This is a genomic window from Rathayibacter rhapontici (genome assembly GCF_001995175.1).
In the GTDB taxonomy this organism is placed as follows: Bacteria; Actinomycetota; Actinomycetes; order Actinomycetales; family Microbacteriaceae; genus Rathayibacter.
In genome coordinates this window covers 1-25,689 of record NZ_MUKN01000044.1, presented here as the reverse complement: position 1 = coordinate 25,689, position 25,689 = coordinate 1, and the positions used below count along the sequence as shown (strand labels likewise).

Genomic DNA, 25,689 nt, shown 5'->3' with positions numbered 1-25,689 from the left:
CGCCCGACCGCCGACGAGCCCCGAGGAGACCTGATGGCGAAGCTGTACTTCCGCTACGGAGCGATGAACAGCGGCAAGAGCACCTCGCTCCTGCAGGCCGCGTACAACTACGAGGAGCGCGGCCACCAGGTCCTGCTGGCCAAGCCCGCGGTCGACACCAAGGGCGAGGCGCTCATCGTGTCGCGGCTCGGCGTCACCCGTCCGGTGGACATCCTGTTCCGCCCGGACGAGGATCCGGTCGCGGTGTTCACCGCCGCCCGAGCACGCGTGCTGGCCGCAACCGCTCGGGACGTGAGCGCTCTGCTGGTGGACGAGGCGCAGTTCCTGCCCGAATCGCACGTCGACGACCTGCTGCGCATCGCCATCCTCGAGAACGTCCCCGTGCTGGCGTACGGCATCAGAACCGACTTCCGCACCGCGGCGTTCCCCGGGAGCAGGCGGCTCCTCGAGATCGCGCACAGCCTCGAGGAGCTCAAGACGATCTGCCGCTGCGGGCGCAAAGCAATCTTCAACGGGCGCGTCGTGGACGGCCGCTTCGTCTTCGACGGCGACCAGGTGGCGATCGACGGAGCCCTGGTGACGTACGAGTCCCTCTGCGGAGCCTGCTATCTGCAGGAGAGCCGCGGGCGCCTGCGCGGGTAGTATCCGAGAACGCCTCAGGCGTGCGACACCCACGCGAAACGAACTAGTGGGTAGCCTTGCGGCGTGACATCACCGGAGACGGAAGAACGCCGTTCGAAGAACGAGGAGAGGTCGGGGGGATCGATGACGGCGCAGGGCATCACGCCGAAGCGCGGGTCGTCCTGGGAGCAGGAGTACCGCGGCCGGCTCCTCGCGACCGACGTCCTCGCCATCCTCGTCTCCGTGTTCGGCACCCAGGTGTTCTGGTTCGACCTCGATCTCGGCTCCGACGTCGTGGGTTTCCGCACGACGGACGCGTTCGCGATCAACTACACGGTCGTCTCGGTGCTGCTCTCGCTCGCCTGGCTCCTCGCCCTGCAGGTCTTCGACACCCGCGACCGGCGGATCATCGGAACGGGCTACGTCGAGTACCGCCGCATCGTCGACTCCTCGATCTGGCTGTTCGGCATCGTCGCGATCGTCGCCTACCTCCTCCAGATCCAGCTCGGACGCGGCTACATCATCACCGCCTTCCCCGCGGGGGTCGTCCTCATCTGCGTCGGCCGACTGCTCTGGCGCTCCTGGCTCACCCGTGAGCGCAAGCAGGGACGGTCGGCGAACCAGGTGGTTCTGCTCGGCTCCCGCACGAGCGTCCTGCACACCGCGCGCGAGCTGCGCCGGGGCACCGAGGCCGGCTACAAGCTGGTCGGCGCCGTCTCCACCTCTCCCGGGGGAGCGGACGCGCTCCGCGGCGAGACCGAGCTCGACGGCCTCGCCGTGCACTCGTTCACCGGGATCGACGGAGTGCGCGCGGTCATGGACGCGACCGGCGCGGACACGGTCGTGGTGACCAGCTCCGACGAGCTCGCCCCGCAGCGGATCCGCGAGCTGAGCTGGACGCTCGAGCCCGGCCGCGAGCACCTCGTCGTCGCGCCGAGCCTCACCGACATCGGCGGCCCGCGCATCCACACCCGGCCCGTCGCCGGACTGCCCCTCATCCACGTGGAGACCCCGCGCTTCGACGGGCGCCAGCGCTTCGCCAAGCGGCTGTTCGACATCGTCGCGTCGACCGCGCTGATCCTGCTCAGCGCTCCGGTCCTGATCGTCGTCGCGATCCTCGTGCGCGCCACCAGCCCGGGCCCGGTCCTGTTCCGCCAGGAGCGCATCGGACTCAACGGCGCGACGTTCGAGATGCTGAAGTTCCGCTCGATGGTCGTCGACGCCGAGGCGCGCCTCGCCGCTCTCGCCGCCCAGCAGCGCGCGGAGGGCAACAGCGTCCTCTTCAAGATGGCGAAGGACCCGCGCGTGACGAAGGTCGGAACGGTGCTCCGCCGGTTCAGCCTCGACGAGCTGCCCCAGTTCCTCAACGTCTTCCGCGGCGACATGTCGCTGATCGGCCCCCGTCCGCCCCTGGCCCGCGAGGTCGAGCAGTACGAGGCGCACGTGCACCGCCGCTTCCTGATGAAGCCCGGCATCACCGGTCTGTGGCAGGTGAGCGGACGCTCGAACCTGTCGTGGGAGGACACCGTCCGCCTCGACCTCTACTACGTCGAGAACTGGTCCATGACCGGCGACCTGATCATCCTGTTCAAGACGGCCCGCGCCGTCCTCGCCCGCGACGGCGCGTATTGATCGCCTCCGAGGCGGGGGTCGCCCTCCGCAGCACGGTCGTCTCCGTCCTCGACGTGCGCTTCCGGATCGTCTTCGGCGACGGCCTGTCGTCGGAGGACGTCGACCGGATCACCTCCAGCTGGGCGGCCTGCCACCGCTCGCCGACGGGGGAGGAGCGGATCGTCCTCGCGGACGTGCTGCCGTCGATCGTCGAGGGGGAGGGCGTGCGCGTCCTCGCCGGGACGGTCGCCCAGCTCGAGGAGTCGCTGACCTCGAGGCTCACCGTGGAGGCCATCGGCGTCCGCCGCGGCGACCTCCTGATGCTCCACGCGTGCGGAGTCGCCGACGAGTCGGGCCGGGTCCTCGCCTTCGTGGCAGCCTCCGGCACAGGCAAGACGACGATGGCGCGGCTGCTCGGCACGCGGTTCGGCTACGTGAGCGACGAGACGGTCGGCGTGGCCGTGGACGGGCGCGTCCTGCCGTACCCCAAGCCGCTCTCGGTGAAGCCGTTGACGGGGTCCGCCCCGAAGGCGCAGCTCGCGCCGGCCGCACTCGGGCTCCGGCCCGCGCCGCCCGGGCCGCTCGTGCTCGCCGGCGTGGTCCTGCTCGATCGGCGCCCCGGAGTGGCGGAGCCGTTCCTCGAGGCGGTCGATCCGATCGAGGCGATCGACGACCTCGTGCCGCAGACCTCCTACCTCTCGGCGCGGCCGCGCCCGATCGTGCACCTCGTCGAGACCCTGCGCTCGCTCGGCGGCGTCCGGCGCCTCGTGTACTCCGAGTCCGCCGAGGCCCTCGGGCTCGTCGAGCGGCTGTTCGCGACACTCGGCGACCCTGCTCCGGCGGTCTGGGACGAGATCGTCCCCCTCCCGCTGTCGGGCGCGGCCTCGGACGACCTCGAGCTGGCGCACGTGGACGACGCGCTGCGCACTCCCGCCGGCGAGGTCCTCGTCTTCACCGGAGGCGTCCTCGTCCGCCTCTCGGGCATCGGCCCGGCCCTCTGGCGCCGGGTCGGCGAGGGCGTCCCCTCCGACCGCCTGAGCGCCGCGGTCCTGGCCGACGTCGGCGGGGCGCCCGACGGAGTGGATCCGCGGTCGGCCGTGGACGCCGCCGTCGACGAGCTCGTCGGGCTCGGAGTGATCACGAGGAGGCGTGCACAGCAGCCCACCCCGGACGGGGTGCACCCATGATGCGCCGCGAAACAGGCCGACAACACGCCTGTGCAACAATCTCAGGGCTCACCGTCTCCGACGGTCGTGCGCCGCTCCGAATCAGTGAAGGAACCTGCCACCTTGGAACTTAGGGACGTCCTCCGACTTCTCCGTGATCACTGGTTGCCGATCGTCGCAGCGATCCTCCTCGGAACCCTGGTCGCCTTCGGGTGGTCCCTGACGCAGAAGCCGCGCTACGAGGCCGACTCCAAGGGCCTCGTCACCGTGACGGTGCCCGACAGCGGGGACGGCAGCCAGGACCTGTACGGCGAGCAGATCGCCGAGGCGCTGGCCAAGTCGCGCCTCACCACCTACGTCCCGATCGCCTCCTCGCGCGACGTCGCCGAGATCGCCATCGAGAACCTCGGCCTCGACATCAGCCCCTCCGCGCTGATCAGCGCGATCACGGTCACGCCCGAGGTCGCCGCCCCCGTCCTCAGCGTCACCGCCGAGGCCTCCACCGCCGACGGCGCGCAGAAGCTCGCCGACGCCTGGGTCTCGGCGGTCGCCACCCGGATCCAGCAGATCAACGCCGAGACGGGCACGGGCGACACCGTGAACCTCTCGGTGATCCAGGACGCCGCGCTGCCGAGTGCGCCCGCGTTCCCGAACCTCCGGCTCGTCCTGGCGGTCGGTGCGCTCGCCGGACTCGTGCTCGGCCTCGTCTACGCGTTCGTCCGCAACACCCTCGACCGCCGCATCCGCACCGCCGAGATGGTCGAGCGCCTCTTCGACCTGCCCGTGGTCGGCACGCTGCCCGTCGACAAGCGCCTCAGCGAGACGAACCGCATCATCCCCGAGGCCGACACGACCGACTACGTGAAGGCCGACGGCAAGCACGCGCTCGCCGAGTCGCTGCGCGAGCTGCGGACGAACCTGCAGTTCATGAACGTCGACAGCCCCCCGCGGATCATCGTCGTCACCAGCCCGCTGCCCTCCGACGGAAAATCCACCGTGACGGCGAACCTCGCCGTCACCCTCGCCGCCTCCGGGCAGCGCACCGTCGTCGTCGACGGCGACCTCCGGAAGCCCACGGTCGCCAAGTCCTTCGGTCTCGTACCGGGCGTCGGCCTCACCGATCTGCTCATCGGCAAGGCGGAGCTGCAGGACGTCCTCCAGCCGTGGGGCCCCTCGGGCAACCTCTGGATCCTCGGCGCCGGATCCATCCCGCCGAACCCGAGCGAGCTCCTCGGCTCCAACGGGATGGACATCCTCTTGCACGAGATCGCCCGCGAGGCCATCGTGATCGTGGACGCGCCGCCCCTGCTGCCCGTCACGGACGGCGCGATCCTCACCGCCCGGACCGACGGAGCGCTCGTCGTGATCTCGGCCGGCAAGACCACCACCGACGAGCTGGGCAAGGCGATCCAGAACCTCGAGCGGGTCAGCGGCCACACGCTCGGCGTCATCCTCAACCGCGTTCCTCCGCGGGGCCAGGTCGGCCGGGGCTACGGCTACTACTACACGAGCTACTACGGCTCCGAGAAGACGGGGGCCCGCACCGAGCCCTCGAGCGAGCCCGCCCCGAGCGCCGTCTGATCGGGGCGGCATGACGTTCCCCGGAGACGACGGATCCCGTCGGAGCCGCCGAGGCAGGCTCCCGTCCGACGCGGTGTCCGCGTCGGGCTCTCCGGTGTTCACGGTCCTGTCGGTCTGCACCGGCAACATCTGCCGGTCGCCGATGGCCGAGCAGCTGCTGCGGCACGAGCTGGGCGGGGTGACGTCCCCAGCGGGCGGCCCGCTCTTCTCCCTCCGCAGCGCCGGCGTGCAGACCCGCGACGGGTACCGGATGGACCCGACCTCCGCCCGGCTGAGCGCGGTCCACGGCGGTGACCCGAGCGGTCACTCCAGTGCCCGGCTCTCCGAGCGTCTGGTGGCCGAGGCCGACGTGATGCTCACGATGACGCGCGACCACCTCGTGGACGCGGCGCGGAGCTTCCCCTCGATCCTGCTCCGCGGCTTCACACTGCTCGAATTCGCGCGGGTGCTGCCCTTCGTCATCGCCGAGGTCCCGCTCCCCGCGGTGGAGGACCCGGCTGCCCGGCTCCGCGGCGTCGTGCGCCTCGCCGCAGCGAACCGCGGGCGTGCTCCCCGGGGAGCGGCGGGGGACGACATCGACGACCCGATCGGCCGCAGCGAGGCGACGCACACCCGCGTCGCCGACAGATCTCCGCTGCCGTCTCCGACATCTCCCGCGATCTGAGAGCATTGGCGCGGCGAGAGAACGCTTCCTGAGTCGTTGATCGCCGGAACCCCTCCACCCGCCGTCGCCGACGCGACACCCACCCGTCCACGATTCGGAGACCCCTGTGAAGCTTTCTGTCATTGGTTGCGGCTACCTCGGTGCCGTCCACGCCGCCGCGATGGCCGAGCTCGGCCACGACGTGATCGGCATCGACGTGGACCAGGCGAAGATCGACGCCCTGGCTGCCGGCTCCGCCCCCTTCTTCGAGCCCGGCCTGCCCGAGCTCCTGTCCTCGGGAGTGGCGTCGGGTCGTCTCCGCTTCTCGACGGACACGGCCGACGCCGCCGGTGCGGCCGTGCACTTCGTCGCCGTCGGCACCCCGCAGAAGGCCGGCTCCAACGCCGCCGACATGCGCTTCGTCGACTCGGCGATCGAGGGCCTCCTGCCCTACCTCACCGCAGACTCGCTCGTCGTCGGCAAGTCGACGGTCCCCGTCGGCACCGCGGCCCGCCTCGCCGAGATGATCGCCCCGACCGGTGCTTCGCTGGTGTGGAACCCCGAGTTCCTCCGCGAGGGCTTCGCCGTCGAGGACACCATCCGCCCCGACCGCCTCGTCTACGGCGTGCCCTCGGGCGAGGCCGGCGAGGCCGCGAAGAGCACGCTCGACGAGGTGTACGCGACCGCCCTCTCGGCCGGCACCCCGCTCGTCGTCACCGACTACGCGACCGCGGAGCTCGTCAAGGTCTCGGCCAACGCGTTCCTCGCGACCAAGATCTCGTTCATCAACGCGATCGCCGAGATCGCCGAGGTGACCGGAGCGGACGTGACGCAGCTCGCCGACGCCATCGGCTACGACGTCCGCATCGGCCGTCGCTTCCTCAACGCCGGCATCGGCTTCGGCGGCGGCTGCCTGCCCAAGGACATCCGCGCCTTCTCCGCCCGGGCGGACGAGCTCGGCGTCGGCGAGTCGGTGGCGTTCCTCCGCGAGGTGGACGCGATCAACCTCCGCCGCCGTCAGCGCGTCGTCGACCTGGTCGTCGAGGGACTCGGCGGCTCGGTCGAGGGGAAGAAGATCGCCGTCCTCGGCCTCGCCTTCAAGCCGGAGTCCGACGACACGCGCGACTCGCCGTCGCTCGACGTCGCGGGCCGGTTCCACGAGCTCGGTGCGGAGGTCGTCGCGACCGACCCCGAGGCGATCGAGAACGCCCGTCGCAAGTACCCGGACATCACCTACACGACCGACGTCGACGAGGCCCTGCGCGGAGCCGACGCCGTGGTCGTCGTCACCGAGTGGAAGCAGTTCCGCGCGATCGACCCCGCCGTCGCGGGCGAGCTGGTCTCGAACCGCTTCGTCGTCGACGGGCGCAACTGCCTCGTCCCCGCCGACTGGCGTGCAGCGGGCTGGGAGTACCGCGGCCTGGGCCGCTGACCCGCGACCACCCTCGACCGGCGCCGGAGGCGCGGAGGACGGACGACGCCACGGCGTCGGACCGGCCTCCGCCCTCCGGCGTCGTCGTCCGTGCCCCGAACGCGGGCCCCCTCAGGCGCGGCCGGCGACCGGAGCGCGGACGAGCAGATCGTCCTCCCGCCGCGCGAGGCGCTCACGGTGCTGCAGCACCGCGCGCACGACGGCGCCGAGCACGGTGCCGATCGCCGCTCCGAGAGTGTTCATCACGACGTCGTCGGTGGTGGCGAAGCGGTCCGAGAGGAACAGCAGCTGCCCCGTCTCGATGACGGCGCTCGTCGTCGCTCCGACCACGACGGCGAGCCAGGCCCAACGGGCCCGGAGGTGCAGGGCGAGGAGGACGCCCAGGGGGACGAACAGCGCGACGTTCGCCGCGCGCTCGATCAGGTCGTAGTCGATCACTCCGAGGCCGTGACGAGCGAGGGCGGCCAGCAGCCGGTCGAGGAGGCGTCGCACGCCCGAGTCGACCGGGACGGGCCAGAACGCCACGAGAGCCAGCGCCGCCAGGTAGGGGGCGCCGACGGCGAGGGTGAGGCGGGTGAGCGACCGGCTCATGGTGCTCCTCCTGCGGGGACGGTGCCTGCGGCGGTGGACGGGGAGGTCCCAGTCTGCTCGGCGTTCCTCGGAGAGCGGTGCCCGAGCGCGGAACGGCGCCTGTGCGGCGCGCACGCGGCGGCCGGACGAGGACCGCGGGACGACCCCGGGAACGACGAAGCCCGGCCCGGATCATCGATCCTGGCCGGGCTCCTCACCGGTCGGGGTAGCGGGATTCGAACCCACGACCTCCTCGTCCCGAACGAGGCGCGCTACCAAGCTGCGCCACACCCCGGTGGAGTGCTCGCACCGCTCTCGCGGGCGAACCTCGTCAATGATAGCCGATATTCACGAGCCGGAAGAACGGCCCCGACGAGCTCCGGCTCAGCTCGCCGGCTCGAGGGTCACGAGCGTCACCTCGGGGCGGCAGGCGAAGCGCACCGGCGCGTAGATCGAGGTGCCGACGCCCGCGGAGACGTTGAGGTACGAGCTGCGCAGCCCGTTGTCCCAGGTCGTGAATCCGGCCACCTTGTCGCGGGGGATGTCGCAGTTGGTGACGAGGGCGCCGAAGCCCGGCACGCAGACCTGCCCGCCGTGGGTGTGCCCGGCGAGGATCAGCTCGGCGCCGCGCGCGACGAAGTCGTCGAGCACGCGCTGGTAGGGCGCGTGCGCCACTCCGATGCTCACATCGGCCGGACCGTCGGCCGCCGCGCGGAGCTCGTCGACGGCGCCCGCCACCAGGTCGATCCGATCGCGGGAGATGTGGGGGTCGTCGACCCCGAAGAACTCGATCCGGGTTCCGCCCACCTCGATCGAGGTCGCGGTGTTGTTGAGGTCGGTCCAGCCGAGGTCGTCGGTGAAGTAGCCCGTGAGCGCTTCCGTGTCGAGACCGCCCTGGTCGGGACGCGGGTTCTCCGACGGTCCGCGGAAGTAGCGCAGCGGGTTCTTGACCCGGGGGCCGAAGTAGTCGTTCGAGCCGTGGACGAACACGCCGGGGACGCCCGCGAACGGCTCGAGCGCGCGGCGGATGCCGAGCACTCCGTCGCGGTGGCCCAGGTTGTCGCCGGTGTCGACGATCAGGTCGGGGGAGAGGGAGGCGAGCGAGCGCAGCCACTCCTGCTTCTTCGACTGCCACGGGGCCATGTGCAGGTCCGAGAGGTGCAGGATCCGCAGCGGCGCCGATCCCTGCGGCAGGACGGGGACGCTGATCCGGCGGACCGTGAACAGGGTCCGCTCGATGCCGATGCCCCACACACCGGCGGCGGTGCCGGCGAGGGCGGCCGTCGCGAGAGCGGTGGTCAGGGGGCGTCGGCTGCGTCCGGTCATGTGTCCTTCTCCCGAGGGTGAGGTCGCGAGGCACGACCGCGTTCATTCTGCACGACGGCGCCGGGCGCCCGGTGAGTGCGGTTCAGCCCGCGGCGGGCGGTGCGGCGGCGTGGGACGGCGGAGCCGCGGGCGAGGGCGGCGGCGTCACCGGCCCGGCGCTCACCTGGAGCACCACGGCGCTCCCGCGGGCGATGCGCGAGCCGGCCGGCGGGTTCGTCCGGGCGACGGTGCCCTCGGGGCGGTCGGAGGGCACGCGGACCGGGTCGACGCTCACGCGGAAGCCGAGTTGGCGCAGGCGCTCGGAGGCGGCCGCGGAGCTCTGCCCGGTCACCTCGGGCACGGCCTCCTGGGGCGCGTCCACGAGGGAGCGCTGCGGCGAGGGGAACGCCGAGCCGCCGTACTTCGCATCGGCGACGCTCATGATCCGCGGCCAGATGCGGTGACGGACCTGGCCCGCGTTCACGCCGTTCAGGCGCAGCCCGCGCATGGAGGTCTTGCCGACGACGTTGCCGACCCAGGTCGCCGTGGCGACCTCGGTGCTCGCGCCGACCATCCAGGTGTGCACGGCGTTGTCCGTGGTGCCCGTCTTGCCGATGTGCGGCACGCCGGTGCCGGTCGCGGACGCGCGCCCCGTTCCTCCGGTCATGACCTGCTGCAGGGCGTAGTCGGCCGTGGCCGCGACCGCCTCCGACATGCCCTGCGTGCACTCCGAGGCGGGCGGAGCGACGTCCGCTCCCGAGCGGTCGACGATGCGGTCGATCGCGATCGGGGTGCAGACGGTGCCCTTGTTGGCGAAGCCCGCGAAGGCGGTCGCCATGGTCAGCGGCGCGATCTCGTTGGTGCCGAGGATCGTGGGCGCGTACTTCTGCAGCTCCGTGCCGTCCGCGCGGTGCACCCCCATCGCCAGGGCGGTGTTGCGGATCCCGCAGAGGTCGAGCTGCTGAGCCATCGCGGCGAAGCCCGTGTTGATCGAGCCCTTCGTCGCGTCGAGGACGGAGTAGACGCCGCCGTTGCCGCCCTCGTCGTTCTTGGGGTCCCAGGAGGGGCCGTAGTAGACGCCGTCGGGCTCGCAGCTGTCGCGGAAGGTCGTGTACGCGCGGCGCACCCCGTCGACGCTCTCGCCGAGCGAGCGCCCCTCCTGCAGCCACTCCGCGAGGGTGAAGACCTTGTAGGTCGATCCCACCTGGAATCCGGACGAGCCGCCGTAGCCGAAGTCGGTGCTGTAGTTGACGCTCGTGTAGTTCGGCCCGGCGACGTCGGGGTCGTTCGAGTAGTCCTTGTTCTGCGTCATGGCGAGGATGCGACCCGTGCCCACCTCCACCGAGACGCTCGAGCTGCCGATGTTGATCGACCCCATCGACTTCGGCACCCAGGCGTCGGTCGCCGAGACGGCGGCCTGCTGGAGCTCGCTGTCGAGGGTCGTGTAGATCTGGTACCCGCCGCGCTTGAAGGTCGCGTCGCGCTCGTCCCGGCTCGCTCCGAACGCGTCGTCGTTCTTGATGACCCAGGTGACGTAGTCGCAGAAGAACGCGGCGATGCCGGCGGTCTGGCAGCCGGTGCTGGGCTCGGTGACGACCGGTGCGATGGGCGTGCCCGCGGCCTCGGCGATCTGCTCCGGCGTGACCTTCGACTCCGCGTTCATCTGCGTGAGGATGTAGTTGCGCCGGTTCAGGGTCTCGGGGTAGCCCTCGACGGCGAGGTTGGCCGGGTCGTCGGGACGGTCGAAGCGGAACTTCTCGGGGTTGTTGACGATGGCGATCAGCGCGGCCGACTGCGCCAGCGTGAGGTCGCGGGCGCTCGTGCCGAAGTAGTAGTTCGCGGCGGCCTCGATTCCGTAGACCGTTCCTCCGAACAGCGCGATGTTGAGGTAGCCGAGCAGGATGTCGTTCTTCGGGTACTCCTTCTCGAGGCCGATCGCGAGGCGCATCTCGGCGACCTTGCGCTCCGGAGTCGTCTCGGTCGCCTCCCGGTAGGCGGCGTCGCGCTCGATCGGGTCGGAGAGGGCCTCGGCCTTCTGCACCAGGACGTTCTTCACGTACTGCTGGGTGATCGAGGAGCCGCCCTGCACGCGGCCGCCCATCGCGGTCGTCGCCGCGGCGCGCACGGTGCCGAGGAGGTCGATGCCGCCGTGCTCGTAGAAGCGCGGATCCTCGGAGGCGACGACGGCGTCCTTGACGAAGGGGGAGATGTCGTCCCAGCCGACCTCGACGCGGTTCTGTGCGTAGAAGGAGGCGAGCAGGACGTCGGCGCCGCTCGCGTCCTTCGCGTAGATGTTGCTCTTCTCGGCGAGAGTGCCGATCTCGAGGTACTCGGGGAGGTTGTCGAACATCTGCACGCCGTTGTTCGCGGCCATGCCGCCGAGTGCGATCGCCGGAGTGATCGACGCGGCCACGAGGATCCCCGCGATGACGCTCATCGCGACCACCCCGATGAGCCCGCCGACGGCGCCTCCAATCGACTTGACGACCCTGGTCCCGCCTGCCCCCGACATAGAATCAGCGTAGTCGCCGCGACCGCTCCGGACGCGGCGGACCCCCGTCCGCACCGCCTCGCGGCGGCGCGCCCCGGACTCGAGGAGAGCCATGTCCGTCCCGCGCTGGGAGTACGTCACGACCCCGCTGATGATCCACAACACCACGGCGATCCTGAACACCTGGGGATCCGAGGGCTGGGAGCTGGTCCAGATCGTGACCGGCCCCGAGGGCGGCCTCGTCGCCTACCTCAAGCGCCCCGTCGCCGAGGCCGGCGCGTGAGCGGAGCGGGCATCGCCCAGCGCCTCGCGGAGCTGGGCATCGAGCTCCCCGCCGTCGCCGCTCCTGCGGGCGCCTACGTCCCGGCCGTCGTGCACGAGCACCTCGTCTTCACCGCGGGGCAGATCCCGTTCGTCGACGGCGTGCTGCCGGCGACGGGCAAGGTCGGCTCCGGCGACGGGCTCGTCGACCCCGATGAGGCGAAGGCTCTCGCGCGGATCTGCGCGCTGAACGCCCTCGCGGCGATCGCCGACGCGATCGGATCGCTCGACCGCGTGACCCGCGTCGTCAAGCTGACCGGCTTCGTCGCCTCCGCCCCCGGCTTCACCGGGCAGCCGGGAGTGGTCAACGGGGCGTCCGAGCTGCTGGGCGACGTCTTCGGCGAGGCGGGCCGCCACGCGCGGTCGGCGGTCGGAGTCGCGGAGCTGCCCCTCGGCGCTCCGGTCGAGGTCGAGCTGGTCGTCGCCTTCGCCTAGTGCCGGTGCCCGGGGGAGGCCCCGGGCACCGCGCTCACTCCGCCGCGATCGCGGACGAGATGACGGCCATGACCTGCGTGTCGGCGAGCGTCGTCGTGTCGCCGACGGCCCGCCCCTCCGCCACGTCGCGCAGCAGGCGCCGCATGATCTTCCCCGAGCGGGTCTTGGGCAGCTCCTGCACGATCAGGATCCGCTTCGGGCGGGCGATCGCTCCGATGTGCTCGGCGACGTGCGCCTTCAGGGTCGCCACGAGCTCGTCGTGGCGCCCGCCAGCGACTCCGCCTGGCTCGCCTTGGCGATGACGAACGCGACGACGGCCTGGCCGGTCGCCTCGTCCGCCGCGCCGACGACCGCGGCCTCGGCGACGACCGGGTGCGAGACGAGCGCGGATTCGATCTCGGCGGTCGAGAGCCGGTGCCCCGACACGTTCATCACGTCGTCGACGCGGCCGAGCAGCCAGAGGTCGCCGTCGCGGTCCCGGCGGGCGCCGTCGCCGGCGAAGTACCGGTCGCCGAACTTCGACCAGTAGGTCTCGACGTAGCGCTCGGGATCGCCCCAGATGCCGCGCAGCATCGCGGGCCACGGCTCGGTGATCACGAGCAGGCCGCCCGAGTCCTGGCCGACCGAGCGGCCGGACTCGTCGACGACGTCGATCGAGACGCCGGGCAGCGGCACCTGGGCCGAACCGGGCTTGAGCGTCGTGACGCCCGGGAGCGGCGACACCATGATCGCGCCGGTCTCGGTCTGCCACCACGTGTCGACGATGGGCGTGCGGCCGCCGCCGATGACGTCGCGGTACCAGACCCACGCCTCCGGGTTGATCGGCTCGCCGACCGACCCGAGCAGCCGGAGGCTCGAGAGGTCGAAGCGCTGCGGGATCTGCCGGCCCAGCTTCATGAACGAGCGGATCGCCGTGGGCGCGGCGTAGAGGATCGTCACGCCGTACTTCTCGACGATCTCCCACCAGCGGCCGGTGTGCGGGGTGTCGGGGGTGCCCTCGTACATCACCTGCGTCGCTCCGTTGGCGAGCGGCCCGTAGACGACGTAGCTGTGCCCGGTGATCCAGCCGACATCCGCGGTCGACCAGTACACGTCGGTCTCGGGGTGCAGGTCGAACACCGCGCGGTGCGTGTAGGCCACCTGCGTGAGGTAGCCGCCGCTGGTGTGCAGGATGCCCTTCGGCTTCCCGGTCGTGCCGCTCGTGTACAGGATGAAGAGGGGCTGCTCGGCGGGGAACGCGCGGGCCGTGTGGTCGGCGTCGACCGCGACGACCTCCTCGTGCCACCAGAGGTCGCGCCCCTCGCTCCAGTCGACCGCGTTGCCGCCGCGCTGCACGACGAGCACGTGCTCGACGGTCGAGGGGGAGTCGTCGCCGCCGATCGCCAGGGCGGCGTCGACCGCGGGCTTGAGCGGGAAGACCGCGCCCTTGCGCCAGCCGCCGTCGGCGGTGATGACGAGCTTCGCCTCGGCGTCGTCGATGCGCGCCCTCAGGCTCTCGGCGCTGAAGCCGCCGAAGACGACGGAGTGGACCGCTCCGATGCGCGCGACGGCGAGCATCGAGACGACCGCCTCCGGGATCATCGGGAGGTAGATCGCGACCCGGTCGCCCGCGTGCACGCCGAGGCTGGTCAACAGGTTGGCGGCGCGCTTCACCTCGGCGGTGAGCTGCGCGTAGGTGAGGGTGCGCGTGTCGCCGGGCTCGCCCTCCCAGTGGATCGCGACGCGGTCGCCGTGACCGGCGAGCACATGGCGGTCGAGGCAGTTGTAGGCGATGTTCAGCTCGCCGTCGTCGAACCACTTCGCGAAGGGCGGCTCGCTCCAGTCCAGGGTGCGCGTGAACGGGCGGTGCCAGTGCAGCAGCTCGCGGCTGCGCGCGGCCCAGAACGCGAGACGGTCGGCGGCCGCCTCGTCGTAGAGGTCGGCCGTGGCGACGGCTCCGTGCGCGAAGTCGGCGGGAGGAGGGAACCGGCGCGTCTCGTGGAGGAGGTTGTCGATGGTCTCGGAACCCGGGATCACGACGTCGTCGGGGGGAGTGGTCATCTGCGATTCGCTCCTTCGCGAGTGCGCCTGCACGGCCGCTGCCGGCCGATCTCGCTCCACCGTAGCGCGCGAGGGAGGCGGGGCCGACGAGGGGGAGCGGCGCGTGACGAGGGGCTCGTCGACGCGCCGGAGAACGGGTCGGAAATCGGGGGTTGGAGTTTCGGGCGCGGTCACGTACTCTTACATACGGCCGAATGAACTTCGGCTCAGCGGCGCATGTGATTCCCCCCAATCCCGCGCCGCCGAGGCGGCACCTGTTCCCCCCAATGGGTGCCGCCCCCTTCTTTTAACGGCCCGTGCAGTCCTCCGGGTCGTGGTCGCCGCTGGAGCCCCGGGCTCGCGGACGAGTGCCGACGGCTTCCGGTCATTCCTCCCCAGGCTCCAGTTCGCGGGAGCCTCCACCTCTCGGGCTGCTGCTCCGGCGGGGCACGGGCGGTCGCGCCTAGCGTGCCCGGATGATCGCCGACTTCGTGCCCCTCGTCCCCGCCGAGTTCCGCCGGGATCCTCCTGCTCCCGCTGCGCCGCCCCCGCCCCGGGTCCGACCGGGAGCGGTCGCCCTCGGCCTCCTGGCGCCCTTCGCCGACGATCCGGCTGTCACCGACCTCTTCGTCAACGGCGGAGCCGGCCTCTGGGTCGACCGCGGCCAGGGGGCGGTGCGGGATCCGACCTGGTCGCTCGATGCGACGGGTGCTCGGCGTCTGGCCGTGTCCCTGGTCGCCGCGGGAGGACGGCACGTCGACGAGGCGAGTCCCTGCGTCGACGTGCGGCTGCGTCACGGCGTCCGCGTGCACGTGGTGCTCCCTCCGGTGGCCACCGCGGGGGCGCTGATCTCGGTGCGCGTCCCGCGGGCCGAGGCGTGGAGCCTCGACCAGCTCCACGCGGCGGGGATGGTGGACGACGCAGGTCGGGCGCTCCTGCGCCGAGCGGTCGCCTCGCGGTGGAACCTGCTCGTCTCGGGGGCGGGCGGGTCCGGCAAGACGACTCTGCTCGGAGCGCTGCTGGGGAGCGCGCCGCCGCACGAGCGCATCATCGCGATCGAGGACGTGGGGGAGCTGCGGCCGGCGCATCCGCACGTCGTCTCGCTCGAGGCGCGGCAGCCCAACCTCGAGGGCGCGGGCGGCGTCGGGCTCGACCGGCTCGTGCGCGAGGCGCTGCGGATGCGCCCGGACCGCCTCGTGCTGGGCGAGTGCCGCGGGGCGGAGCTGCGGGAGCTGCTCTCGGCTCTGAACACGGGGCACGACGGTGGAGCCGGGACCGTTCACGCCAACTCGCTGGCCGACGTGCCGTCGCGGCTCGAGGCGCTCGGCGCACTGGCGGGGATGGGGCCGGACGCCGTCGCACGCCAAGCGGTCAGCGCACTCGATCTCGTGCTGCACCTCGAGCGCCGGGGCGGGCGCCGCAGGCTCGCCTCGTGGGGGTGCTTCGCTCTCGACGACTCCGGGCGTCTGCGGATCGCCGAGGGGACGCTGCCGGCTCGGGCGCGGGCGGTGCCGTGAGGGGCGCGGACGGCCTGGACGAGGTCGCGGCCGTCGTGCACCGGCTGTCGGTCCTGCTCGCCGCGGGGTCGCTCCGGCCTCGGCGCTCGGCCATCTCGCCGACGCAGGTGCGGGGGAGGCGCAGGGGTCGTCGGGGGCGGCGCGACGCAGGCGGCTCCTCCGCTCGGTCGCGCTCGAGGCGGCCCGCGGCGGCGATGCGACCGAGGCCCTCCTGCGCGGGGTCCCGGCGTCGCGTCGGTCCGGAGTGCGCAGGAGGGTGCGCCGGTCGACGAGCGACGGCGGTGAGGCGACGGCCTGGGCGTCCCTCGCCGCCTGCTGGAGAGTGGCCGCCGACTCCGGCGCACCGGTCGCGGCGGCGCTGACCGAGCTGGCGGAGTCGATGCGCGAGACGGGGCGGGCGCGCCGCGACATCGACGTGGCGCTCGCAGGTCCCGCGGCGACGGGACGGGTGGTCGGCGTGCTGCCGCTCGTGGCGCTGGGCTTCGGGGTCCTCCTGGGGTTCGACGTGGTCGGGGTGCTCGTGGGCACGGTTCCGGGGCTGGTCTGCCTCGGCGGCGGAACGGCGCTGATGGTGCTCGCGCAGGCCTGGACCCGCAGTCTGGTGCGCGGAGCGGACCCGGGCGAGGCGGCTCCGGGTCTCGCGCTCGATCTGCTCGCGGTCGCGCTCGCCGGCGGGGGCTCCGTCGACTCGGCCCGCGCCCGGGTGCTCGCCGCGCTGGCCGAGAGCGGACTGCCGGCGGACGCCCGCGCGCTGGAGGCCGCGGAGGCGGTCCTCGCGCTGTCGACCAGCGCCGGAGTGCCCGCGGGGCGCTGCTGCGCAGCGAGGCGGCACTGGTGCGGGTGCGCGCCGCGGGGCACGCCCGGGAGCGGGCGGCGCGCCTCGGAGTGACACTGATGCTGCCGCTGGGCGTCTGCGTCCTGCCGGCCTTCCTGCTCCTGGGCGTCGCTCCGATGATCGTGTCCGTGCTGCTCTCGACCTTCGAGGTGACGCGGTGAGCAGGCTCCTCCCCAGGCGTCGGCCGCCCGTGCTCTGCACCGATCGCCGCCCGGCTCCGCGCGGGTCGGAGGACCCGGCGATGCTCGTGACGAGGGGCACGGCACGGGGCGGGAACGGAGCAGGAGTGATGAACGGGTTCGACGAGAGGGACGTGACGACGGCCGGAGCGGGAGGACGGCCGGGGCTGGGCCGGCTCGTGACGGAGGAGGAGGGATCGGCGACCGCCGAGTACGCGATCGCGACGATGGCGGCCGTCGGCTTCGCCGGTCTGCTGGTGGTGATCCTCAAGGGGGACGAGGTGCGCGGGATCCTGACCGATCTCGTCACCCGCGCGCTGCGTCCGGCGGATGAGGGGCCGCGGCGGGAGGGCCGTGCGGCGAGCGGCGGAGGAGGACGGATCGGCGAGCGCGGAGCTCGCGGTCGTCCTCCCCGCCGTGGTCGTGGTGCTGGCGCTCTGCCTGGGCTCGGTCGCGGCGTCGGCGCAGTACGTGCGTCTGGTGGATGCGACGGCCGACAGCGCCCGGTCCTCCGCTCGGGGAGACGATCCGGCGGGGCCGGTGGCGCGGGTCGATCCCGAGGCTGCTCTCGCGGTGGCGGAGGAGGGCGACCTCGTCTGCGTGAGCGTGGCGGCCCGACTGCGGCCGCTCCCGGTGCTCGAGGTGCCGGTGGAGGTGCGCTCGTGCGCTCTGGGCGGTGGGAGGTGACGCGGCGTGCGGTGGGGCGGACGGATCCGCCGCGGCGTCGCGGCAGGCCGCCCTGCAGCAGGCCGCCCCGCAGTGGATCGCTCCGCGGCGAGGAGGGCTCGGCGGCGACGACGGTCGTGGGTGTCGTCGCGGGAACGATCCTCGTCACCGCCGCGGTGCTCGCGGGATGCGGCGGCGTGATCGGCCATCAGCGCGCAGTGGCAGCGGCGGACGCGGCGGCGCTCGCCGCGGCCGACGTCTCCTCCGGGCTGCTGGCAGGGGCGCCGTGCGATGCGGCTCGGCGAGTGGCGGAGGCGGGTGCGGCGTCGCTCTCGGACTGCGCGGTGGAAGAAGGAGTCGCGACCGTCGCGGTCACGGTCTCCGTCGGTCCGCTCGCGCTGCCCGCCCGGTCGAGGGCCGGCCCGCCGTCGTGACGGTCGGTCGGCCGCGTCCCCCGCCCGCCGGTCTCCGGATCAGTCCGAGCTGAGGCGCTGGTACCGGTACGCGGCGGCCGTCGGCCGCGATCCGGAGCCCTCGTCGTGCTCGAGGGAGCCGGCGAGGAGGTAGACCCAGCGCGAGGAGCCGCGGCCGGTCGGGATCTCGATCCGGGCGGCGGGAGCGCCGTCGTCGCCGTACGGGCGGCGGAGCGTCTTGCCCTCGAGAGGGCCGTCCGCGAGCTTCGCCGTGTACGCGGCGAGCGTGTCGGACGGGCGGAGCGAGGAAGGAGGAGTGTGCGTCGTTGCCATGCACCTCATCATGCGCCGATCGGGCCGCCGCGTCACCAGGAGCGGGTCGACGGACCGTCTCGCGTTCGGCGTGCTCAGGGCCCGCTCTCAGCCTCATCCGGCCCTCCCGGGGGCCTCGGTCCCCGGACTCGGTGTGTATGGTGTGCCTGTCGGGCGCCCGAGGCCCACGCGAACGGGACACCGTTCCCCGTGCGGCCGCCGCGCACCGCCTCCCCGCAGACGGGGACCCGTCGGACGGCCCGCCCGTCCGACCCGACAGCATCAACCGAGGAGAACTGTGTCCGGCACGAAGAAGCTGGTGATCGTCGAGTCGCCGGCGAAAGCCAAGACCATCGCCCAGTACCTGGGCGACGGGTACGAGGTGCTCGCCTCCGTCGGCCACATCCGCGACCTCATCGAGCCCAAGAACCTCCCGCCCGAGCTCAAGAAGGGCCCGCTGGGCAAGTTCTCGGTCGACGTCGACAACGGGTTCGAGCCGTACTACGTCGTGTCGGACCAGAAGAAGAAGACGGTCGCCGATCTCAAGCGGGCGCTGAAGAACGCCGACGAGCTCTTCCTCGCGACGGATGAGGACCGCGAGGGCGAGGCCATCGCGTGGCACCTCCTCGAGGAGCTCAAGCCCAAGGTCCCCGTGCACCGCATGGTCTTCCACGAGATCACCAAGGACGCGATCCAGAAGGCCAGCCAGAACACCCGCGACATCGACACGTCCCTCGTCGACGCGCAGGAGACCCGCCGCATCCTCGACCGCCTCTACGGCTACGAGATCTCGCCGGTGCTCTGGCGCAAGGTCGGGCCCGGACTCTCGGCCGGCCGCGTGCAGTCGGCCGCCACCCGCCTCGTCGTCGACCGCGAGCGCGAGCGCCTCGCCTTCGTCTCGGCGAGCTACTGGGACCTCGCGACGGTCCTCGCCCCCGAGGCCGACGCCTCGGCGGGCTTCGCGCCCGGCTGGCGCGACTCGACGGCAAGCGCATCGGCAGCGGCCGCGACTTCGACGACCGCGGCGAGCTCAAGAGCGACGTCACCGTGCTCGACGAGACCAGCGCGACCGCCCTGGCCTCCGCGCTGCGCGACCCGGCGACCCTCGTGCGCGTCACGAACCTCGAGTCCAAGCCCTACTCGCGGCGCCCCGCCGCTCCGTTCACCACGTCGACGCTCCAGCAGGAGGCCGCGCGCAAGCTCCGCTTCTCGGCCCGCCAGACCATGAGCGTGGCGCAGTCGCTGTACGAGAACGGCTTCATCACCTACATGAGGACCGACTCGCCGAACCTCTCGCAGCAGGCGATCACCGCGGCGCGCTCGCAGGCGACCGCGCTCTACGGTGCCGAGACCGTGCCCGACAAGCCGCGCCTCTACTCCGGCAAGAACAAGAACGCGCAGGAGGCGCACGAGGCGATCCGCCCCGCCGGCGAGACCTTCCGCACCCCCGACCAGCTCGCGGGCACCCTCCGCGGCAACGACCACCGCCTCTACGACCTGATCTGGAAGCGCACCGTCGCCTCGCAGATGGCCGACGCCAAGGGCTCGACCGCCACGGTCACCCTCGAGGCGAACCCGGCCGGCGACACGACCCGCAGCGCGGAGTTCACCGCCTCCGGCACGGTCATCACCTTCCGCGGCTTCCTGCTCGCCTACGAGGAGGGCCGCGACGAGGAGCGCCACGGCGCCCGCGACGAGAAGGACGCCAAGCTCCCCGTGCTCGAGGTCGGCCAGTCTCTCGTGGTCGCCGAGGTCGAGGCGAAGGGCCACGAGACCTCGCCGCCCCCGCGCTACACCGAGGCGAGCCTCGTGAAGTCGCTCGAAGAGCTGGGGATCGGGCGCCCCTCGACGTACGCGTCGATCATCTCGACCATCGTCGACCGCGGGTACGTCACCCCGCGCGGCACGGCGCTCGTTCCGAACTGGATCGCCTTCTCGGTCGTGCGCCTGCTCGAGGACTTCTTCTCGGACCTCGTGGAGTACGACTTCACGGCCGAGATGGAGGGCGACCTCGACCGCATCGCCGGCGGCGAGGAGGACCGGGTCGACTGGCTCAACCGCTTCTACTTTGGCGGCGGCGCGCATCCCGGACTCCGGAACGTCGTCGACAACCTCGGCGAGATCGACGCGAAGAGCATCAACTCCATCCGCATCACCGACGACATCACGCTGCGGATCGGCAAGTACGGCCCGTACCTCGAGGTCGCCGAGGAGGAAGGGCAGGAGACGCCGCGCCGCGTGAACCTGCCGCTCGAGCTCGCCCCCGACGAGCTGACGCCCGCCAAGGCGCAGGAGCTCATCGACGCGCCGGTGCAGACCGACCGCGTGCTCGGCAGCAACCCCGACAGCGGGAAGACCGTCGTCGTGAAGGACGGGCGCTTCGGCCCGTACGTCACCGAGGTCGACCCCGAGCCCGAGACGACCGCCGACCCGGCGACGGGCGAGGTCGTCGAGCCCGCCCCTGCGAAGCGCGGGGCGAAGAAGCCCGCGGTCGTCAAGCCGCGCACCTCCTCCCTCTTCAAGTCGATGGACGTCGCGTCGATCGACCTGGCCACGGCGCTCCGCCTGCTGGACCTGCCCCGCACGGTCGGCGAGGACCCCGAGACGGGCGAGCCGATCACGGCCCAGAACGGCCGCTACGGCCCGTACCTCAAGAAGGGCACGGACAGCCGGTCGCTCACCAGTGAGGACCAGATCTTCGAGGTCGACCTGCCGGCCGCGCTCGAGGTGTTCGCTCAGCCCAAGTACGGAGCGAAGCGGGCGTCGAGCGCTCTGAAGGAGTTCGAGGCGGACCCCGTGAGCGGCAAGCCGATCCGCATCCGCGACGGCCGCTTCGGCGCCTACGTCACCGACGGCGAGACGAACGTCACGATCCCCAAGGGCCAGACGATCGAGGAGATCGACTTCGAGCAGGCCGTGCAGATGCTCGCGGACAAGCGCGCCAAGGGGCCGGTCAAGAAGGCTCCCGCGAAGCGCGCTCCCGCGAAGAAGCCGGCGGCGAAGACGACCGCTTCGAAGACGACGGCTGCGAAGACGACCGCGGCCAAGACGACGGCGGCCAAGACGACGGCGGCCAAGACGACCGCGGCCAAGACGACCGCTGCCAAGACGACGGCCGCCAAGACCACCGCCGCCAAGACCACCACCACCCGCAAGCCGGCCGCGAAGAAGCCCGCGGCCGCGTCGGAGGCGACGGGCACCGCGGAGTGACCGGGCTGTTCGTCACCCTCGAGGGCGGGGACGGCGCGGGCAAGACGACGCAGGCCCGGCTGCTCGAGGAGTGGCTGGGCTCGCGGGGCGAGACCGTCGTGCGCACCCGGGAGCCGGGCGGTACGGAGGTGGGGGTGCAGATCCGCGAGATCGTCCTCCACCACCGGGGCGAGATCGACCCGCGCGCCGAGGCCCTGCTCTACGCGGCGGACCGCGCTCAGCACATCGGCACGCTGGTGCGACCGGCGATCGAGCGCGGCGAGGTAGTGGTCCAGGACCGCTACATCGACTCCTCGGTCGCCTATCAGGGGGCGGGACGCGTGCTCGACGCGGGCGAGGTGAGACGGCTCTCGGAGTGGGCGACGCACGACTTCCGCCCCGATCTCACGGTGCTGCTCGATCTCGACCCGGCGGCGGCCCGCTCGCGCCTGGACGCGGCCCGCACCCGGTTCGACCGGCTCGAGGCCGAGAAGGCGGAGTTCCACGAGAGGGTCCGCCACGCGTTCCTCGCGATCGCCGACTCCGACCCCGAGCGCTTCCTCGTGCTCGACGCCGCCCTCCCCGTCGAGGAGCTCGCCGCCGCGGTGCGCTCCCGCGTGGAGGAGCTCCTCGAGCGGCAGGGCACCGTCGGCGACAGCTCTGTCGGTGCTCGCGGGTAGCGTGGACGCGTGAACGTCTGGAGCCAGCTCGTCGGCCAGGAGCACGCCATCGGCGCCCTGCGCGACGCGTCCACGCCCCGCTCCGCGTCGGGCGACGAGTCGGCGTCGATGACGCACTCGTGGCTCATCACCGGCCCGCCCGGCTCGGGCCGCTCGAACCTCGCGTACGCGTTCGCCTCGGCGCTGCTGTGCCGACGCGGAGGCTGCGGCGAGTGCCCGGACTGCCGGCAGGTCGCGGCCCGCTCGCACCCCGACCTCTCCGTCCTCGCGACCGAGCGCGTGATCATCTCGATCGAGGAGGTGCGCAAGCTCGTCTCGAGCTCGCAGTACTCGCCGTCCGTCTCGCGCTACCGCGTGATGGTGATCGAGGACGCCGACCGGATGAGCGAGCGCACGTCGAACGTGCTGCTGAAGGCGCTCGAGGAGCCGCCCGAGCGCACCGTCTGGATCCTCTGCGCTCCCAGCGAGGCCGACCTGCTGCCCACGATCCGCTCCCGGGTGCGCTCGGTGCGCCTGCGGGTGCCCAGCGTCGAGGACGTCGCCGGGCTGCTCGAGCGCCGCGACGGGGTCGACTCCGAGACCGCGGAGCGCGCGGCCCGCCAGGCGCAGAGCCACATCGGCATGGCGCACCGGCTCGCCACCGACGCGAACGCGCGCGCCCGACGCGAGGAGACGCTCCGGATCGCCCTGCGCCTGCGCGGAGTTTCGGACGCCGTCCTCGGGGCCGCCCGGCTGATCGAGGTCGCGACCGACGACGCGAAGGCGATCACCCTGGAGCGCGACGAGGTCGAGCGCGCCCAGGCCCTCCGCTCGCTCGGTGTCGAGCCCGGCGGCACGATCCCGCCGCAGCTCCGCTCGCAGCTGCGGGCCCTCGAGGAGGACCAGAAGCGCCGGGCGACGCGGAGCCTCCGCGACGGTCTCGACCGGATCCTCGTCGACCTGCTCTCGCTCTACCGAGACGTCGTCCGCCTCCAGCTCGGCGCGCCGGGCGGGGTCATCAACGAGGAGGTCCGCGCCGAGATGACCGCGCTCGCCGACGCCACCCGGCCCGAGCGCACCCTCGCGGTGCTCGACGCCGTCTCGACCGCGCGGCAGCGGATCGACGCCAACGTGTCGCCGGTCCTCGCGCTCGAGGCGATGCTCGTGGTCGCCGCCCGTCGTCCGGTGGCGGCGTGAGGCGCGCCGGGCGCTCTCTCGCCGCGGCCGCCGTGATCGCCGCCTCCGCTCTGCTCGCCGGATGCTTCGCGCCGACCCCGTCGGCGACCTCCACGCCCGCCGCGCAGCCGGTCGAGGCGCCGCTCGAGCCGTACTACGGCCAGGTCCTCGTCTGGGACGACTGCGGCGACGGCGCGCAGTGCACGGAGGCGACGGTCCCGCTGGACTGGGACGAGCCCGCGGGGGAGACGGCGACGATCGCCCTCGTGCGCCACCCGGCCGCTCAGCAGCCGGCGCTCGGCTCCCTGCTCGTGAACCCGGGCGGTCCCGGAGCCTCGGGAGTCGACTTCATCCGCGACAGCGTGGACTACGCCGTCGACGAGGAGCTCTCGGCCCGCTACGACGTCGTCGGCTTCGATCCTCGCGGCGTCGGCGCCTCGACCGCCGTCACCTGCCTCGACGACGCGGGTCTCGACTCCTACCTCTACGACATCACCCCGGGCGAGCGGGGGAGCGACGAGTGGATCGCCGCCCAGCGCACCGCGTCGTCCGCCTTCGCCGACGCCTGCGCCGAGCGCAGCGGATCCCTGCTCGGCGAGGTCGGGACGCCGAACGCGGCGCGCGACCTCGACGTGCTGCGCGCGGCCCTCGGCGACAAGACGCTGAACTACCTCGGCTACTCGTACGGCACGTTCCTCGGCGCGACGTACGCGGGACTCTTCCCCGAGCGGGTCGGCCGCCTCGTGCTCGACGGCGCGATCGATCCGGCCGCCACCTCGCTCGACGTGGTGCGGGAGCAGGCGAAGGGGTTCGAGAGCGCCCTGCGCGCCTATCTCGCCGACTGCCTCGGCTCGGCCGACTGCCCGTTCACGGGCTCCGTCGAGGACGGGATGGACCAGGTGGGGGCGATGCTCGAGCGGGTCGACGCGTCCGGGATCCGCGCCGGCGACGGCCGCGTCCTCGGCGCGAACACGCTCTTCACCGCGATCGTCTACCCGCTCTACGACGCGGGAGCATGGGGTGCGCTCAGCGAGATGCTCGCCGAGGTGCAGGCGGGCGCGGCGTCCACCGCGTTCCAGTACGCCGACGCCTACAACGGCCGCGACGCCGACGGCGCGTACCGCGACAACGCCACCGAGGCCTTCCTCGCGATCAACTGCGTCGACTACTCCTACACGGGCGATGCCGCCGCGATGCGCGCCGACGCGGCGGCGCTCGAGGAGGCCGCACCGACGATCGGGCGCTACATGGCGTACGGCGACATCCTCTGCAGCGAGTGGCCGGCCCGGTTCGAGGGCTCGCGCGAGCCCATCGCGGCGGAGGGATCCGCGCCGATCCTCGTGGTCGGCACCACCAACGACCCGGCCACGCCGTACGTGTGGGCGCAGGCCCTCGCCGGACAGCTCGCCGAGGGGCACCTCCTGACCTACACGGGCGAGGGGCACACCGCCTACAACAAGTCCACCCCGTGCGTGAACGACACGGTCGACGCCTACCTGCTCGAGGGCGTCGTGCCACCGGAGGATCCGCAGTGCTGAGAGACACCGAGCCCGCGCCCCGTCCCGGTCTGCGGGAGCGCAAGCGGCTCGCCACCCGGCGGGCCATCGAGATGGCGGTGCTCCGTCTGGCCGCCGAGCGCGGACCCGACCGCGTGACCATCGAGGACGTGTCACGGCAGGCCGACGTCTCGACGCGCACGTTCTTCAACTACTTCGCGTCGAAGGAGGACGCCCTCGTCGGCGGGCTCCCGGTGATCACCGACGAGACCGCCGCCGCCTTCGTCGAGGGGGAGGGACCGGTGCTCGACGCGCTGCAGATCGTCTTCGTCGCGGCGATGGAGGAGCCGATGGAGGACGACCGCGAGCTGCACCTGCTCCGGCGCGAGCTGTTCCGCGAGCACCCGCAGCTGGTCGGACTCAAGATCGCGGGCATGCGCGACTTCGAGGTCGCGGTGGAGCAGCTGGTCGCCGATCGCCTCGCCCGCAGCGAGCAGGACGTCGACGTCGTGCTCAGCCGAGCGCGGATGCTCACGCTCGTCGGGCTCGCGGCGATGCGCCACGCGTGGGTCTGCTGGGCCGACCAGGACGGTCGGGAGGCGCTGCCGGGCCGCGTCGCCGCCTCGTTCGAGGAGCTGCGCTCGGTCCTCTCCTGAGGAGCCGCCGAGGGCCGGGAGCATCGGCGGTCGTGTTCACGGCGGGCCCCGCGACCGTATATGCTGTGTACTCGTGTCCGGGGCCCAGGCCCTCGTTCACGCCGCCTTAGCTCAGTCGGCAGAGCGTCTCACTCGTAATGAGAAGGTCGTGGGTTCGATTCCCACAGGCGGCTCCGTTCCCCTCCCTCCACCGGGTCCTCCCGGTCCGCCGCGACTACCATGTCCTGGATGACCCCGACCCGGACCACTCAGCCCCGGACGATCCCACTCCGCCGCCGGCCGTGGCTGCTCGCGGTGTCCGCGGTGCTCGCCGCGGTCCTGCTCGGGATCGGCGCGTTCAGCGTCGGCGCCGCACTGGCCGGCGACGCGGAGCCCCGTGCGGCGGCGGTCGCGACG

At 72.5% G+C, this 25,689-nt stretch carries 20 protein-coding genes, 2 tRNA genes and 3 pseudogenes; 19 read left to right on the top strand and 6 right to left on the bottom strand.

Features of this window, described 5'->3' with window-relative positions:
- Positions 1–33: 33 nt before the first annotated feature.
- The 6 genes from B0T42_RS13815 (at position 34) to B0T42_RS13790 (ending at position 7,054) form a co-directional block, all read left to right on the top strand.
- Positions 34–642 (top strand): thymidine kinase, encoded by a 609-nt coding sequence (locus B0T42_RS13815; protein ID WP_077223635.1) that lies wholly within the window; start codon positions 34–36, stop codon positions 640–642.
- 63 nt (positions 643–705) lie between these two features.
- Positions 706–2,253: a sugar transferase gene (locus B0T42_RS13810; protein WP_236720291.1), complete on the top strand. Its 1,548-nt coding sequence runs from the start codon at positions 706–708 to the stop codon at positions 2,251–2,253.
- Positions 2,250–3,419, top strand: coding sequence for a hypothetical protein (locus tag B0T42_RS13805; protein ID WP_077223633.1), 1,170 nt, complete (start codon positions 2,250–2,252; stop codon positions 3,417–3,419). The genes B0T42_RS13810 and B0T42_RS13805 overlap by 4 nt, the downstream gene beginning before the upstream one ends.
- Positions 3,420–3,449: 30 nt before the next feature.
- On the top strand, positions 3,450–4,979 hold the full coding sequence (locus B0T42_RS13800; RefSeq protein ID WP_342418255.1) for a tyrosine-protein kinase domain-containing protein: 1,530 nt from the start codon (positions 3,450–3,452) through the stop codon (positions 4,977–4,979).
- A 94-nt stretch (positions 4,980–5,073) separates the two neighbouring features.
- Positions 5,074–5,643, top strand: a complete 570-nt coding sequence (locus B0T42_RS13795; RefSeq protein ID WP_158078138.1) for an arsenate reductase/protein-tyrosine-phosphatase family protein — start codon at positions 5,074–5,076, stop codon at positions 5,641–5,643.
- A gap of 106 nt (positions 5,644–5,749) precedes the next feature.
- On the top strand, positions 5,750–7,054 hold the full coding sequence (locus B0T42_RS13790) for a UDP-glucose dehydrogenase family protein (protein WP_077223630.1): 1,305 nt from the start codon (positions 5,750–5,752) through the stop codon (positions 7,052–7,054).
- Positions 7,055–7,165: 111 nt separating this feature from the next.
- Here B0T42_RS13790 and B0T42_RS13785 read toward each other — a convergent pair whose 3' ends face one another.
- The 4 genes from B0T42_RS13785 to B0T42_RS13770 all read right to left on the bottom strand — a co-directional run bounded on the left by B0T42_RS13785 (position 7,166) and on the right by B0T42_RS13770 (position 11,441).
- Complete coding sequence (locus tag B0T42_RS13785; protein ID WP_077223629.1) at positions 7,166–7,645, bottom strand: VanZ family protein; 480 nt, start codon at positions 7,643–7,645, stop codon at positions 7,166–7,168.
- A gap of 200 nt (positions 7,646–7,845) precedes the next feature.
- Positions 7,846–7,919, bottom strand: a tRNA-Pro gene (locus B0T42_RS13780).
- 89 nt (positions 7,920–8,008) lie between these two features.
- Complete coding sequence (locus B0T42_RS13775) at positions 8,009–8,950, bottom strand: metallophosphoesterase (protein ID WP_077223628.1); 942 nt, start codon at positions 8,948–8,950, stop codon at positions 8,009–8,011.
- An 82-nt stretch (positions 8,951–9,032) separates the two neighbouring features.
- A complete protein-coding gene (locus B0T42_RS13770) occupies positions 9,033–11,441 on the bottom strand; it encodes a penicillin-binding protein (protein ID WP_158078137.1) in 2,409 nt (802 codons plus the stop codon).
- Between the two features lie 91 nt (positions 11,442–11,532).
- Here B0T42_RS13770 and B0T42_RS20500 point away from each other — a divergent pair, with 91 nt between their 5' ends.
- Together B0T42_RS20500 and B0T42_RS13765 are read left to right on the top strand one after the other, a co-directional pair.
- The gene (locus B0T42_RS20500; RefSeq protein ID WP_165759626.1) at positions 11,533–11,703 is read left to right on the top strand and encodes a Sp36 family protein; all 171 of its coding nucleotides are present in this window, start codon (positions 11,533–11,535) and stop codon (positions 11,701–11,703) included.
- Entirely contained in the window at positions 11,700–12,176 is a 477-nt protein-coding gene (locus B0T42_RS13765; RefSeq protein WP_077223626.1) for a RidA family protein, read from the top strand. The genes B0T42_RS20500 and B0T42_RS13765 overlap by 4 nt, the downstream gene beginning before the upstream one ends.
- Before the next feature lie 34 nt (positions 12,177–12,210).
- On the opposite strand, the pseudogene acs reads toward B0T42_RS13765, so the two are convergent.
- Positions 12,211–14,216: pseudogene (gene acs, locus B0T42_RS13760) on the bottom strand (acetate--CoA ligase).
- Positions 14,217–14,671: 455 nt separating this feature from the next.
- On the opposite strand from acs, the gene B0T42_RS13755 reads away from it, so the two are divergent.
- From B0T42_RS13755 to B0T42_RS13740, 5 genes and pseudogenes are all read left to right on the top strand, one after another.
- Positions 14,672–15,712, top strand: coding sequence for a TadA family conjugal transfer-associated ATPase (locus tag B0T42_RS13755; protein WP_077223625.1), 1,041 nt, complete (start codon positions 14,672–14,674; stop codon positions 15,710–15,712).
- A gap of 256 nt (positions 15,713–15,968) precedes the next feature.
- Entirely contained in the window at positions 15,969–16,601 is a 633-nt protein-coding gene (locus B0T42_RS20495; protein ID WP_083741870.1) for a type II secretion system F family protein, read from the top strand.
- A gap of 235 nt (positions 16,602–16,836) precedes the next feature.
- Positions 16,837–17,055, top strand: a pseudogene (locus B0T42_RS22375) (DUF4244 domain-containing protein); the annotation flags it as partial.
- A 1-nt stretch (position 17,056) separates the two neighbouring features.
- The gene (locus B0T42_RS19200) at positions 17,057–17,413 is read left to right on the top strand and encodes a TadE family type IV pilus minor pilin (RefSeq protein WP_201788548.1); all 357 of its coding nucleotides are present in this window, start codon (positions 17,057–17,059) and stop codon (positions 17,411–17,413) included.
- A 116-nt stretch (positions 17,414–17,529) separates the two neighbouring features.
- Positions 17,530–17,826, top strand: coding sequence for a hypothetical protein (locus B0T42_RS13740; protein ID WP_077223642.1), 297 nt, complete (start codon positions 17,530–17,532; stop codon positions 17,824–17,826).
- Between the two features lie 39 nt (positions 17,827–17,865).
- On the opposite strand, the gene B0T42_RS13735 is transcribed toward B0T42_RS13740, so the two are convergent.
- Complete coding sequence (locus B0T42_RS13735) at positions 17,866–18,138, bottom strand: hypothetical protein (protein WP_077223623.1); 273 nt, start codon at positions 18,136–18,138, stop codon at positions 17,866–17,868.
- A 277-nt stretch (positions 18,139–18,415) separates the two neighbouring features.
- On the opposite strand from B0T42_RS13735, the pseudogene topA reads away from it, so the two are divergent.
- The 6 genes and pseudogenes from topA (at position 18,416) to B0T42_RS13705 (ending at position 25,466) form a co-directional block, all read left to right on the top strand.
- Positions 18,416–21,327, top strand: a pseudogene (gene topA / locus B0T42_RS13730) (type I DNA topoisomerase).
- Positions 21,324–21,986 carry a dTMP kinase gene (gene tmk, locus B0T42_RS13725; protein ID WP_077223622.1) on the top strand — a complete coding sequence of 221 codons (663 nt, stop codon included), beginning with the start codon at positions 21,324–21,326 and terminating at the stop codon, positions 21,984–21,986. Before topA ends, tmk begins: the two are co-directional and overlap by 4 nt.
- A gap of 9 nt (positions 21,987–21,995) precedes the next feature.
- On the top strand, positions 21,996–23,162 hold the full coding sequence (locus tag B0T42_RS13720) for a DNA polymerase III subunit delta' (RefSeq protein WP_077223621.1): 1,167 nt from the start codon (positions 21,996–21,998) through the stop codon (positions 23,160–23,162).
- Positions 23,159–24,679 (top strand): alpha/beta hydrolase, encoded by a 1,521-nt coding sequence (locus tag B0T42_RS13715; RefSeq protein ID WP_077223620.1) that lies wholly within the window; start codon positions 23,159–23,161, stop codon positions 24,677–24,679. The genes B0T42_RS13720 and B0T42_RS13715 overlap by 4 nt, the downstream gene beginning before the upstream one ends.
- Complete coding sequence (locus tag B0T42_RS13710; protein ID WP_236720289.1) at positions 24,673–25,293, top strand: TetR/AcrR family transcriptional regulator; 621 nt, start codon at positions 24,673–24,675, stop codon at positions 25,291–25,293. The genes B0T42_RS13715 and B0T42_RS13710 overlap by 7 nt, the downstream gene beginning before the upstream one ends.
- A 100-nt stretch (positions 25,294–25,393) precedes the next feature.
- Positions 25,394–25,466 (top strand) — tRNA-Thr (locus B0T42_RS13705).
- Positions 25,467–25,689: the final 223 nt, after the last annotated feature.

Excerpts from the sequence above, each read along its gene's own strand:
- B0T42_RS13815 (WP_077223635.1), top strand. The coding sequence starts at position 34 with ATGGCGAAGCTGTACTTCCGCTACGGAGCGATGAACAGCGGCAAGAGC.
- B0T42_RS13785 (WP_077223629.1), bottom strand. The coding sequence starts at position 7,645 with ATGAGCCGGTCGCTCACCCGCCTCACCCTCGCCGTCGGCGCCCCCTAC.
- B0T42_RS13775 (WP_077223628.1), bottom strand. The coding sequence starts at position 8,950 with ATGACCGGACGCAGCCGACGCCCCCTGACCACCGCTCTCGCGACGGCC.
- B0T42_RS13770 (WP_158078137.1), bottom strand. The coding sequence starts at position 11,441 with ATGTCGGGGGCAGGCGGGACCAGGGTCGTCAAGTCGATTGGAGGCGCC.
- B0T42_RS20500 (WP_165759626.1), top strand. The coding sequence starts at position 11,533 with ATGTCCGTCCCGCGCTGGGAGTACGTCACGACCCCGCTGATGATCCAC.
- B0T42_RS13755 (WP_077223625.1), top strand. The coding sequence starts at position 14,672 with ATGATCGCCGACTTCGTGCCCCTCGTCCCCGCCGAGTTCCGCCGGGAT.
- B0T42_RS19200 (WP_201788548.1), top strand. The coding sequence starts at position 17,057 with ATGAGGGGCCGCGGCGGGAGGGCCGTGCGGCGAGCGGCGGAGGAGGAC.
- B0T42_RS13735 (WP_077223623.1), bottom strand. The coding sequence starts at position 18,138 with ATGGCAACGACGCACACTCCTCCTTCCTCGCTCCGCCCGTCCGACACG.